12 protein-coding genes are annotated in these 12,983 nt (G+C 27.6%); 4 read left to right on the forward strand and 8 right to left on the reverse strand.

What is annotated here, in order from left to right; genetic code table 4:
• Nucleotides 1-197: 197 nt before the first annotated feature.
• From GvMRE_RS11925 to tsaE, 4 genes are all read left to right on the forward strand, one after another.
• On the forward strand, nt 198-641 hold the full coding sequence (locus GvMRE_RS11925; protein ID WP_147411464.1) for a hypothetical protein: 444 nt from the start codon (nt 198-200) through the stop codon (nt 639-641).
• Between the two features lie 282 nt (nt 642-923).
• Nucleotides 924-1,226, forward strand: a complete 303-nt coding sequence (locus GvMRE_RS11930) for a 50S ribosomal protein L27 (RefSeq protein ID WP_147411465.1) — start codon at nt 924-926, stop codon at nt 1,224-1,226.
• Between the two features lie 125 nt (nt 1,227-1,351).
• Entirely contained in the window at nt 1,352-1,975 is a 624-nt protein-coding gene (gene rplC / locus GvMRE_RS11935) for a 50S ribosomal protein L3 (RefSeq protein ID WP_147411466.1), read from the forward strand.
• A 16-nt stretch (nt 1,976-1,991) separates the two neighbouring features.
• A complete protein-coding gene (gene tsaE, locus GvMRE_RS11940) occupies nt 1,992-2,462 on the forward strand; it encodes a tRNA (adenosine(37)-N6)-threonylcarbamoyltransferase complex ATPase subunit type 1 TsaE (RefSeq protein ID WP_172575408.1) in 471 nt (156 codons plus the stop codon).
• Between the two features lie 316 nt (nt 2,463-2,778).
• Here tsaE and GvMRE_RS11945 read toward each other — a convergent pair whose 3' ends face one another.
• The 8 genes from GvMRE_RS11945 to GvMRE_RS11975 all read right to left on the reverse strand — a co-directional run bounded on the left by GvMRE_RS11945 (nt 2,779) and on the right by GvMRE_RS11975 (nt 12,484).
• Nucleotides 2,779-3,039: a hypothetical protein gene (locus tag GvMRE_RS11945; RefSeq protein WP_147411468.1), complete on the reverse strand. Its 261-nt coding sequence runs from the start codon at nt 3,037-3,039 to the stop codon at nt 2,779-2,781.
• 923 nt (nt 3,040-3,962) lie between these two features.
• Nucleotides 3,963-5,183 carry a hypothetical protein gene (locus GvMRE_RS11950; RefSeq protein WP_147411469.1) on the reverse strand — a complete coding sequence of 407 codons (1,221 nt, stop codon included), beginning with the start codon at nt 5,181-5,183 and terminating at the stop codon, nt 3,963-3,965.
• 86 nt (nt 5,184-5,269) lie between these two features.
• On the reverse strand, nt 5,270-7,348 hold the full coding sequence (locus GvMRE_RS11955; RefSeq protein WP_147411470.1) for a leucine-rich repeat domain-containing protein: 2,079 nt from the start codon (nt 7,346-7,348) through the stop codon (nt 5,270-5,272).
• Nucleotides 7,349-7,413: 65 nt separating this feature from the next.
• Nucleotides 7,414-9,687 (reverse strand): DEAD/DEAH box helicase family protein, encoded by a 2,274-nt coding sequence (locus GvMRE_RS11960; RefSeq protein WP_147411471.1) that lies wholly within the window; start codon nt 9,685-9,687, stop codon nt 7,414-7,416.
• 527 nt (nt 9,688-10,214) lie between these two features.
• A complete protein-coding gene (locus tag GvMRE_RS11965) occupies nt 10,215-10,481 on the reverse strand; it encodes a hypothetical protein (RefSeq protein ID WP_172575409.1) in 267 nt (88 codons plus the stop codon).
• Nucleotides 10,456-10,692: a hypothetical protein gene (locus tag GvMRE_RS11970; RefSeq protein WP_147411473.1), complete on the reverse strand. Its 237-nt coding sequence runs from the start codon at nt 10,690-10,692 to the stop codon at nt 10,456-10,458. Before GvMRE_RS11970 ends, GvMRE_RS11965 begins: the two co-directional genes overlap by 26 nt.
• Nucleotides 10,693-10,776: 84 nt before the next feature.
• The gene (locus tag GvMRE_RS14010; protein ID WP_172575410.1) at nt 10,777-10,953 is read right to left on the reverse strand and encodes a hypothetical protein; all 177 of its coding nucleotides are present in this window, start codon (nt 10,951-10,953) and stop codon (nt 10,777-10,779) included.
• 979 nt (nt 10,954-11,932) lie between these two features.
• Entirely contained in the window at nt 11,933-12,484 is a 552-nt protein-coding gene (locus tag GvMRE_RS11975; RefSeq protein ID WP_147411474.1) for a hypothetical protein, read from the reverse strand.
• Nucleotides 12,485-12,983 lie beyond the last annotated feature (499 nt).

Here is a 12,983-nt window from a genome sequence, read left to right on the forward strand (position 1 = left end):
GCTAGTGGTTTACATTTACACTCAAAAGAAAATGTGTGATTTTTTAGCACACAAAAACTAAAAAAAACTTTACTTCAAAAAAAGATTATTGTTTAGAAAAGCGATGCAACGAAGCATTATATAACTTAATCAGCAGTAGTGATTATGAAAAGGAAGCGAATAAAACTATCATTCAGCAATTACTTTTAGAAGAAAAATTGACTAATTCAATACTTTTTAATTACCCACTTAATAGCAATCAAATTGAATCATTAGAAGCTGAATTGTCTGAAATAAATAGAAAAATAAACTTTATAATAATTGTCAGTACTTCTAATTATGACTTAATAAAAAAAATAAGAAGCAACTATTTAACTTGCCCTATTTGCGAAAGGTTATTTAAAAAGGAAGAAATGAAGGATAATGAAAAATTTGTTTGTCCCGAAGATAATGAGTTTCAGTTTTTAAAAGAAGAAATACAAAAATTCCATGAATTTGCTATCGAGAACCATTTAGTAAATTCTAAAAAAACGATTGAAAAACTTCTTAAAGAAAATAAAATCACAACCTCGAATATAATTAACTTGACTGTTGATAATGAAAAAGACATTTTCTCAGGAGAAATACAAGAGAAAATATTAAAAGTAATAATGAATTTGTAAGAACCAAGTAAATAAATTAACTAAATTTTTTAGAAAAATTTGTTTTTATTTCTTGGTCTAGTTCCTTTACAAGATGCATTTAAACGTGCCATTCAGATCGTTATATGAGAAAAGATAATCACTAAATGCTTTTTTTTGATTTAGAGAATAGTAACAAATATAAATAATAAGTAAATAAAATATAGTATAATACTAGTTACAAAATGCTCTGAATCTTCACAAAAAAAATTATTAAAAAGAGAATGCATTTTTTAACGTTGTTATTAATAAATGAGATATTTTATGTTACACCAATTGTTTAAGTTAGATTTACAATTTTTCGCTCATAAAAAAGGAGGTGGTTCTGCTTCAACAAATCGTAGTCACAAATCTTACAATCCTAAGAATCTAGGAGTAAAGAAGTTTGGTAACGAGCATGTGAGAGAGGGAAGCATCATTATCAGACAAAGGGGAACTAAATACAAAAAAGGTAAAGGAGTGTTTTTTAGTAGGGACTACACTGTTCATGCCCAATATGATGGAATAGTAAAATATTATAAAAAACGTGTTAAAAGGAAAATGAGAACATTTGTATCAGTTTTATAATTCTCTTAATCTTAAAAATTTTGTAGGACATGACTATGATTATCATTTTTGTAATTGAATAATCTCTAAAATTTTCTTATTGTATCTCCTTTATTACTAATAAAATAATATAATTAAATGTTAATATGGAAAAATTTGGTATATTAGGAAAAAAAATGTCGATGACGCAATTACCTTCCGACATGGGTGAATTAAAAGCAGTCACCCCAATACTGGTTGGCAATAATGTAGTTTCTCAAGTAAAAACCGAAGCAAAGGAAGGTTATAATTCTTGTCAAATTGCTTTTGGTGATTGTAAAGAAAAAAGTCTTGTTAAGCCTCTGGTAGGTCATTTAAAAAAAAATAATATTTCGCTAAAAAAGCATTTACGAGAAATAAGAGACATGTCGGGATTAGAAGTTGGTTCCCAAATAGATTTAGCACTTTTTCAAGTAGGAGATAAAATTAAAATTACTGGTATTTCCAAGGGTAAGGGAACAGAGGGAGTGATTAAAAAATATCACTTTTCTCGTGGTCGCATGACTCATGGCGGTGGTTATCCTCATCGTTTAATTGGCTCTATGGGTGGTGGTCGAGGCACTAACCAAGGAATTCCCAAAGGTAAAAAAATGCCGGGACGTATGGGTAACGAAAAAGTTACCAAACAATCAACGATAGCGAAAGTAGATCAAGAAAATAAAATTATCTTCCTTTATGGATCAGTTCCTGGCTCTCGAGGATCATTGATTCTATTAAAAAAAAATGTATAAAATTTCTATTTCTATTATGAACATTTTTTTATTTGCAACTGAAATGATTTTCACCGTAAAAATAAAAAACTTGAAAGATTTAGAAAAATTAAGTAAAATTTTAGTTTTATTTCTTCAACCAAACTTTTATTTAACTTTAGAAGGTGAGTTAGGAGCAGGAAAAACTACCTTAACGCAATTAATAGCAAAGAATCTTGGAATTAAAGAAAAAATAACTTCTCCTTCTTTTACTATTTTGCAAAGGTACCAAATAAAAAATAATTATTACCTAAATCACTTTGATTTTTTTTATTTAAAAAATGTTAATATTAATGATAATTTGTTAGCCTTTCAAGAATTCGCTGTAGGAAATATAAATATTATCGAATGACCTAAAAAAATGCCTCAACTTTGAAAAAAAGAAAAACATATTAATTTGAAAATAGTTAAGCAAAGTTATAGAACAAGACTAATAACTATTCTTATTTCATACTTTGATTATTCCTAATATATTCTAATTACTATCAAAGCTAAATAGTAGTAAAAAACCAACAAAAAAAATAATATTTTAATCCAAAGATAGAAGAGATTAGAAAAGTAGAAACAGTCTATGAGATTCCTAGTTATGAAGAGTTTATCTAAACCTATGAACAGAGTGAAAAAATAGAAAAACTTATCGAAGTTGAATGGGAAGATAAATATTACACGGTCCTCAATATGGTCCTGGAAAAGAAAAGGAAAATAACAAAAGAAAAAAGTAAAAGTAAACCTAATAACAACAAATAAAATTAACAAAATTTGAATGATAGAGGGAATAAATATGACTAATTAAATAAAAATGAATCGGTTTGTGAAATCAATAACTTTAAAGCACATAATTTTCAACTTTCATCGAGAGCATTTCTAATATTAGTTCGAAAGTCTTTTATTTGGACATTTACTGCATCAGCACCTAATGAGTATCCGAGCGTAGCGCCTCCTGCACCTATTCCAGCTTCACCTCCTAGAAAGATACTTCCAATCCTAAAGTCAGCAGCTTCGTCACTATGCCTAAATGCTGAATAATTTGCATTTCCATTAATCATTACCGTTCTTTTCTGGAGTTGATTTCGGTAGCAATCTTACAGCTGGTAATGGAGGTGTAGAACTTAAAGTCAACGGTGTTGGTCTTAGTATTGGAAAAAAATGGGATTTAGCACGCCATTAGATGAGCATCAGTAGATTTAGAAGAAACTTGTAATATTCAATAATAATGAGGCCTTTTTTTTCGAGTAACATTTCTCAGAATAAATAACAAAGGAACGTGTCAATCAATACCTCTGTTATTTTCGCTAACGATTTTTATGGCGGTTTTTAGTTACGTTTTATATTTAACAAGTTTAAAATTTCCAATCCTTAATCTAATAAGTAACAATTACAGATATTTGTGTCTTTCTTTATCTTTTTCTTGTTTTTTTCAATTTTCTTTATTCTTACTACAAAATATACTGCTAAATTTTATTTTGTAGTAAAAAACTAGGAAATAGATTAATGATACGCCTTTTTGGAGAAGAAAAATAGTTGATATTTACAGAAAAATAAAGGACAAAATTTAAGGAGAAGCTAGATTTTATCATGACTTTCATAAAATAAGAACTATCTACGATAGGGATTGTCAAACATGCAATAGAGCACTTGACAGACTATCATAGATATACTTTTGCAGCAAAAGTAAACCTCCTTATTAAAACTTTATTATTTCTTTTTCTCTGATTACTTCTTTTTCTTTGTTCTAATTTCATACTCACTTCTAAAATCAAGTTTGCTAAAGGAATTAGAAAAAGCCCAAAGATGGCATGATTACTACCTTTATAGAATGAAAAGGATCTATTTTACTAGTATTTTTTTTCTTTTTGTATCAATAATTTTGTTAATTGGTATTCTTCTTAATCTTGATTAGTGAATGATTTTTAGATATGAGAAAAAAAAGCGCTAATTAAATAAAATCCTGATAATAAGTTAGATCTGTTTATTTGTTCAGATTTTTTTTCACAATATTTTTGTTTGTTTTTTGAAAACTACTTTTTTGTATAATAGATCAAGTTAACAAAAATAAATTTCCAATACTTAAAGTCATTAAAATAGTGTTCAAATAAAAAGCGTTGTGTTTTGTCTCTTTTAATTGTTTAAATTGTCTTTCAATCAGTTCATTTCTAACTTTTTCTACTTGCAAAGCCGGAGCGCTGATAGTTTTTTCATTATATTCATCAAAAATAAATCTCCCCCATTTACTAAAAATTTCCTTACCATTTTTTCTAAGAATTTTTTTTGTAATAAAGTCTTTTTCGTTAAACTTAGATTTCAATCTAACGTTCTCTGATTTTAATCTATCGCAGTTACTACAGAAAGAAATTAGAGATTTGATAATTAACTCTTTTATTTTCTCGCAAACCTTATCTTTGGTAATATCTTTTGGAGTTAATTTCAATCCTAAATCATTTATTTCAGTCAATAATTCATCTATTTTTTCAGTTTCTCCTTTTGATTTTTTTTCTAATTCATCTTCATTACTATTATTAAAATGCTCGATCAGTGTTTTTAAAGTTTGACCAGATGGTATTTCAGACAAATTTTTTTTACCAAGTTTACTCGATAGCTTAGTTTCTCAATCATCCGGCAGAGAAACGCTAGTTACACCTAGAATGTCCTTAATGCCTTTTTTTCATCTTCGAAAGATCTCATTGGGAAATAAAATAACTTTTTCATCATCAATTGAATTTCCACTATAAAGGTGGTGGAGCTGATTTAATTCTTCTATTCCTGTTAGTTCAGTTTCTTGGATTCCAAAACCCACAAGAACTTTCAAATTAATAACGTTACTAAGATCAAGTTTTTTTAATTTCCTTTCATTATTTGTGGGATTTTCGTCGGCTTCAAGACTAAAATCCAAAAAAAGTAATTGTTCTAGGCCCTTGCCTAGTTCTATTTCTTTAACTCCACTATTTTGAGCGTGTATTTCTGTCAATTTAGGACAGTTGTTGATAATCAACTTGTCTAATTCAGAAGTTTCGTTTAAGTATATTTTTTTTAATTCAGAAAAATCCTCTATTTTTAATTCGCCGCTTAGTTCTACTGTGGTCTCGTCATTGTCATCGTCTTCATCTGTTTTTACACTAATTTCTGTAATTTCTTCCTTATTATTATATTTTGATTTCAGGCTATCTAGCCAATCTTGTGCATTTGTCGTCATGTTTTTATCTTACGTAATTTTAAAATTTATTTTAATCGTTGTGGGTCTTGCAAACAATTTTGTTAATATATTAGCGTATAAATTATCTATTTTAATTTTGCTTCCGTTTTGGCTTCAAGCTGTGCCTGTTTTTCCTTCCTTTCTTTGTTTCTTGCTATCTTTGCTACTTCTTCTTCTGCTTTATTTTTAAGCTTTTTTAAAGCGTCCTTTCCTGATTTAAGCACTATCTCTTTTTCTGTTATTTTTTTCTCCGCCTCTCACAACTCTTCTTTTTCTTCATAATCTTTTACTGTTTTTTCTAAGAGTTTTTTTTCTTCCAATAAGGTTTTTAGATTCACAGGAATATGAGTCAAGTTAGTATTGTCTCCTAATTTTTCTTCCAAGGTAGTCATTTTTAAATCGTTTATACACAATCTTTTAATAGCTTCAACTGCATCTGCACCAGCGACTTTAAGTTCATCAATTTTCTCTTGATCAACTTCGTCACCAGTAACTAGTTCAGTATTTTTTGTTACCAATTTTGCATACTTTTCACCCTTGTCGAAATTTTCTTTTATCTTTGTTAATTCTTCGCCAATAATTCTTTTGTTGTTATCTGTTAAATTAGGAAATTCTTCATCAAGCATTTTCTTGTTTTGTTTATTTCTTTCTCCTTCCTCTTTTAAAAGTTTCTTTATTTTATTTAGTGAATCATCTTTTAATTTTTCTAATTCGCTTTCATCAATATTCAATTCTTTTGCTGTTTCTTTTAATTCTTTGAAAGTGCTTTTCAACAGATTAAGTGGACTAGAACCACCACTATATTCAACTAAATTGAAAAGATTTTGAAGACCAATTATATCAATGTTTTCATTATCAAAAGCCGAAAGTTCTTCCAACAGAGGATTTCCTTCAACGTTCAATTTTTTAATTTTATTATCACCAACGTTCAATTTTTTCAGATTTGCTAAATGTTCTAATCCAACTATTTCGGTGATTTCATTTTTATAAACTTGAATTTTTTCTAATTTTGGGCAATTTTCAATAATCAATTTGCTCAAATTCATTTCTTTTAAATCAATTACTTTTAATTCAGGAAAATCTTTAATTTCTAACTCTCCACTTAGATTTATTTTTCCATCACCATCTTCATAAATTTCTATTCATTCTGTTTTGTCTTTATCATTTCCGTATTCTTCTTCTAGCCATTCCTGGGCGTCTTTATCTATTTTTTTGTTTTCTTCTTCTTCTGAATCTGAAGATTTATCCGATATCGAATCGTCTTTTTTTGAGGAGTTATCTTCTTCTTTGCTTTCTGATAAACTATTTCCAGCTAATATTTTATTTAACTTTTTTTTGTTCGTGCTCATAAGATTATTTAAATCATTTAATTCTTCAGGATCCACTAATAAGTTTTCAGGTTCGTCTCAGTTATCTAAAATACCTTCTAGCTCATATTTTTCTAGTCTTATATCGTCCCACGCTTTGTGTTTTGTTCATTCGGCTAATAATTTTTCACACTCATCTTTAAATTCGAAACCATCTCCTCCCTTCGATATATCCTCAAAAATTGGCAGAAGAATTTCTATTATTGTTTTATTTTTTTTTTCATATTTATCATTTTGTCACTTTGTTATACTTTTGTTTAGATATTCCTTTGTTATTTTAATTATTTCTTCTTCCATGTTAAATGCTTTTTTGTTATTGTTATAGGAAGAAACGTTCTTTGTTTCTTCATTATGATCATTTGTCAACTTTTGCGACAATCTCTTTTGTTTTCTCTCATTTTTTAAGATTTCATCATCATCAAGTTTATTTTCTCTGATATTTTTCATTAATCGTCTAAATTCTTCTGATTTTGATTTTATGAAATTTTCTAATTCATCAATTATTTGTTTTTCTATTTCTCTATCAGACATTTGAAGATTTATTCTTCTTCTTTCTTCAATGAAAGTTCCTTCTCAAAAAGATTCTAACTCTTTATAAATTCAATTATTTTCTTCTCTGCATTTGATGATTTCGGGTATTTCTCCATGATTATTCTTATTTAAGGCTAAAAGATTTTCTTTAACAACTTGTTCAGCTATCGTTCATCATTGAAAAATAGACATAGCGCTAGAGTAGTCTTTATTTCTTAGTATTAATCATTTGTTTTCCTCTCTAGTACTAAAAGCATTATTTTTCATATTTTATTTGAGTATTAATCATTTCTTATCTAGTTTGCAAAGTTTAAATAAAAATCTTTATTTTATTATTCAGTTAGTTTTTTTTTGTCAAATTTGTAGCGGTTAAATGTAAATATTAACTTATTAGGAACTTCTTTTTCACCAGGTTCTGTTCCAGTCTTGATTTTAGCATTTTCAACTTCTAATTTATATCCTTTTCCTTCTATTCGAGCTTGAAGTAAGAAACCAACTGTTTTAGCATCTTGTTCATTATTATAAATGTGACGACAATCATCATCACCTTCTAAAATTGCATCGGATGAGTCCAGACAATTATCTGTTCATCATTCACACTGTTCAGCAATTGACTTTATTTTTTCCTCGGTAGCTGCTATCAGTATATCACTTACTTGGTTTTTATCAAAAAATTCCACTAATTTGTTGCAAAAAATAACTTTCCCTAGTTCATCTTTTTTTTTATTACTTGGTGAACCAAATAGTTTAGTAGGATCTAATCTTTCTCTAAGAAAGTTTACCAGTATTAAGTTAAGATATCTTTCTCCATCCTCTGGAGCTATTGGTGGTAGTGGCTCAGGTTTGTTATAATGTTCAAAAAGTTTCGCGGCTAATTTTTTTAAGCTTTCTTCGATTTTTCCTTTATTAATCTCTTCTGCTAGTTTTAATGCGGAAGTATCTGCTTTGACTAAGAGATTATAAGTTACCATTTTTTCTGTAGGTACAAACGATAACCAAAAACTAGTAAAATTCTTATTTCGACAAGCTCTACCTCTTTCTTGAAGCAAATCATCAAAGCTACTAACTCCGCTTCTTTCTTCTTTGGTTCATTTTCCTACTTCTCCTGTTCTAATAGTTCTTTTTGAAATTCCTGTAGAAATAACAACAACATCACCAAAAGAAAAGCCTACTGAATAATCCCGACTAGCAATAACTATTAAAGGTGCTTTCATACTACTAACTATGTCGGTAGCATAATCTTTAATTGCATCATTTAATATCAAAACTTTGCATTTCTTTTCTAAGGATTTTAAGCCAGGGAGGAATGTTTCTCAACTGTCCTTATTAGGTTTGTCAATGAAGATAATGATTTTCTTTTTAACTATTTCGGGATGATCTCTAAGAACATTATTAAAATCACTTATTAAATAATCAGTAATATCTCCTGCTAATCTCCTCGAAGTAGGTATATCACCAAAAGTAGCTGACATCTCGATTATGTCGAAATTTGGGCGCATTTTTTTTTTTTCTTTAGGTTTTAATTTGTCAATTAGAATTCGATCACAAGGCAAATCAGTATGCGCTTCGTCAAATATTACTCATGGTTTTATTAAACTAGTACCATCTTTATATTTCTTATCGTTAACTCAAATGTCCAAAAATTCTCACCAAGTAAATACAGAAATCAATGCATCTCGTTTATCATGAATATCTTCATAAGTAGCTATTTCATATTTACCTATTTGTTTTTTAGTTTCAGGATCAATATCAGGAGTAATGCCGTCTTCTTTAAATTTAGCAGTGTGAAAACCGTCACATATTGGACATTTTGTTACTCTTTTTTGTAAGTCTGGAACTGTTTTTCCGCTCTGATCTATTACAACATCTTTTCCTAATGATAATCATTTACGATGACCATCTAAAACAGAACCTATTAATGAAGAGTAAGGAACTACTAAAGTTGCTCCTTTGCCCTGATTTTCTTTGCCTCCATGAGCTACACATCTCAGAAAAAAAGTTGATTTACCAGCTCCGGTTCCTAACATCACTCTCTTCTCTACTGGTTTATTAGTATCAAACATATTATCATAGTGCGATGAAGCAATCTTATTTCCACTTTTATCTTTGGCATAAATTTGGGAAGTTTTTCCAGTAATTCATTCTTTTGGAGTATAATCATCATTCAACGTTCTAGCTCCAAAAGAGTATTCTGCATATCCTTTAGGAAGTTTAATCATTTTGTCTGCAAAAACATGCTTTCCTATTGGTCCTATTAGTAATTTGTTAAGAAGATCAGCAGTTGGTGGATTGCTTTTACGATCTACTTTTAATTCGCTCTTTACAAACATATACTCTAACAAATTATCATCTTTTTGAAGATTAAATTGAGTGTCACCAGTTCTCAGATGCTTGATCATTTCTTCCAAAGCTGCCATTCTGGATTCTACGTCTGGCGATAATGAAATTTCAGGTTTGCTGTTAGGGATTGAAGCAACACTTTTTGAGTCTTCTTTAACTGCTTCTATTTGATTTTTTAAATCTGTAATTTCAATTTTTAATTCTTGGAAAGTATCAAAGAATCTTTCAAATTGTTTATTGATTGTTTCATAAAATTGATGTTTCATAATATTGTTTTATATACTTTACATTGCACATTGTACATTATGAAAGTAATAAGTTTTAATCATAATCACAAATATAAGCCGCATTCTTTCTAGTTTTTTTATCTAATTAACGCTTTATTAGAAGACTAGAAAAGACAAAAAAAATACGGTAAATACAGCGATAATAAAAAAAAGTTAAAATTTATTCTTTGTAAAAATTTCACAACTTGATTGTTAATCTTTTTGAAAATAACAAACAATGGCAAAAAGAAAAGAAATTAATATTTTTGTGTGTGTAATAAAGCGTACTTCTAAGTTAATATTATAAAGAAAGGATTCGTAAAACTATTTAAAAAAATAAAAAAATTCAAAATCTTCTGCTTCAAATTTTTTTGAAATGTTTTCATAAGCAGTTTTTAACGATTCTTCTTTTTTTTTTTCTTTTTGGGCTTTTTCATAAGAATCGAGAAGTTTTCCGCTAAAAAAATCTAAGTCTGAAAAATTGGAATTTAAATAAAAAAACAAATTAATAAGTTCAAAATTGCAATCTAACAAAACAAATTTTTTTTTAACTTACTTGTAGATGATAACAAAATGAATTCTATTTCACTAGAATTATAGGTGCGGATGTCAAACGGAGAAGCACAAGGAATTTCAATTATTTTAGAAGGAAATTTTTCTAATAATTGGTATCTAGTAGATAGAACATCGATTTCATTCTTTTTTTCTCCTTGAGATTCTCTTTCTCTAATGATTCTAAGATAGCCACACATACTTGCTTCTTTATTTTTACTTGCCTTTTTTAAAAATGTCATTTTTACTGTTAGCATAATAAAATAAGGGCTGATATGAATAACTATTTCAAAGAAAATTACTTACGACATAAACTTCACCGTTTTTTGCTAGCAGAACGATTGTTGTATGTTCGTGAACTCTTTCATCATCGAGCTTCTCTTTCAATTCCTCTTTTAACAAATAATAACTATATTCTTTATTGTCAACAATGTTTACAATTTCCTGAGTCAAGTTTCCTATTTCGCTAACGAAAAAAAAACGAAAGAATATAATAAATAAATTTGAAACATTTATTTTTTTTGATGAACCATAAACTTACCACCGTTCTTTTTCATAAAATTCTAACTCTAATTCTTTTATCATATTCTTCTGCTCCTCGTCCTTCATTCCCGTTACAATAATCTTTTTATATTCTTCTTCACCTAATTTTTTTTTTAGATATTCATCATCGTCTGAAGTTTTTTTTGCATAAGCTTCCGCTTTTTTTTGCACACTTGGGCAAAATACATATAATCCATGAAAAAAATAGTTGCTTCCACTAAGAGACTTAAAAAAAGAAATGGCTGTAAAAAGGACGGATTAAAATTAAGCAACAAATTTTAAAAAATTGCTAATAATGAGAAAGATTTATTTACTCACCTTTTTTTTTAAAAATAACTTTAGAGGAAGAAGATGAAATTTTAGAGACAAAAAAACATTTTTGTTGTTCATTAATAATAATCTCTTGTAATTCACAATTAGAAGACATTTTAATTTTTGATAAGTAGCAAAAAGTACTTTATTTTATACAGAATATTTATACTTAATAACACAAATACAATACAACAATAAGATCATATTATGTTCTTTTTAAACTAGGTCAGAGTTTTCAAAATTTGTTAGCTATTCTTATTCAATATAAACGAAACCAAAATAAGAGAAACAATAAATTTTCCATAAATGGTTAAAATTACTTGGCATTTGTACTATTATTTTTGCTAATTTTATGATATTTTATTTTCCCACCATTTTTTTAAGATCTATTGTGCATTCAAATTAAAAAAACATTTATTTTGTACTGAAAATGGATAATCTCTGTAACATGATGTTTTTAATAATTCCCACGCTTTAAAAGGACTATCTTTTATTAATTTTATTAGATAAACATAAGAGATAAATTTTAAACAGGATAATATAAGAACTTTAAATCATTTAAAATTAGTGCTTTACTGTTTATCATAGAAACACGTTTATGATATAAAGATGTGACATAAGTAAAGTACACAAATTAATACTCTGCATCAATTTATTTTCATTCTTGTTCGTGATCGCTACCTGAACAGGATGCAATAACAATCGCCTAAAAATGGAAATTTGATAGAAGAATATCGATTTAACTTATATTAGTAAAATAAATGCAAAATTTTTCTAAAGCGAAAAATAGCCCAAATTATAAAAATTGGTACAGATCACCAATTTTTAATAACATGGTTTATAATCTGAATGACGAATAGTTAAAAATAAAAACTCTTACCGAATTTCTAGTATACAGGTTATTATCTGGTAGTAAGTTAATAATATTTCCTTTTTCTGGAAACAACAAAAAAGCTAGTCCACTACGATGATTACTGATAAAGTTTTTGATTTCCTTTGAAAAGAACTTGACACTAATCATTATGTCTTTATATTTAATAAACTTGTTATTAGCAATAAGGCACCAAAAGAATATCATCACTTCGTCGTTTTTACCCCATTTTATTTTTAGCATATGTTCCTCTGTTTTTATATTGTTGCCATTTTTATAATATTCAAATTCTTCGTTATTCTTTCCGCTACTTTTTCCCATTTTATTAGTTATCTTTTTAATTCTATTTGCGATTTTTTTATTCTTATCTTCTTCTTTTTCGTTGGTATAAGAAACATGAATATCCTTTTCGAAACTAATACCATTATTTTCCAGAGCATTTTGCAACTTAATAATTGAATTTTTATCAGTATATTTTATGAGATATTCCACAATAATTGCTTCTAAATCAGGATTCATTATTAATCTATAAAATGAGAATGTTAAAAAACGTCTTTTATAATTAGAAAATTATAGATTTATAGAACATCTGATAGAACTTTATATTTGCCATTACTCACTGGTTTATTCCTCTAAAAAAATAATTAAAAATCAGATCTATGTCAAAATAAAACCTTATTTATAATAAAAAAGATCAAATTGTTTTTTTTTATCTTTTCGAAATTAGTTATTTAATGTATTAATTCTTTTTGTTAATTAAAACAAATAAAGAAAAGAGGAAATCATTTAACTAATCTTGATATGCAAGAGACTAACTTTCCGCAATATCAATACCGGATCTTACATCATAAGACTTTTTATTTCTACTTTTATAGAATAATTTGCCTTATCTTTGAAGACTTACATTTTAAAAAATAAGGTTTTATGCTGTATTTCACGTTCTTAGGAAATTCATAATGGCGATTAGTTCTTTTTTTAAATCCTTTCATACTATCATTAACTTGTCTATTTGATCAAA

Source organism: endosymbiont GvMRE of Glomus versiforme, assembly GCF_003546845.1.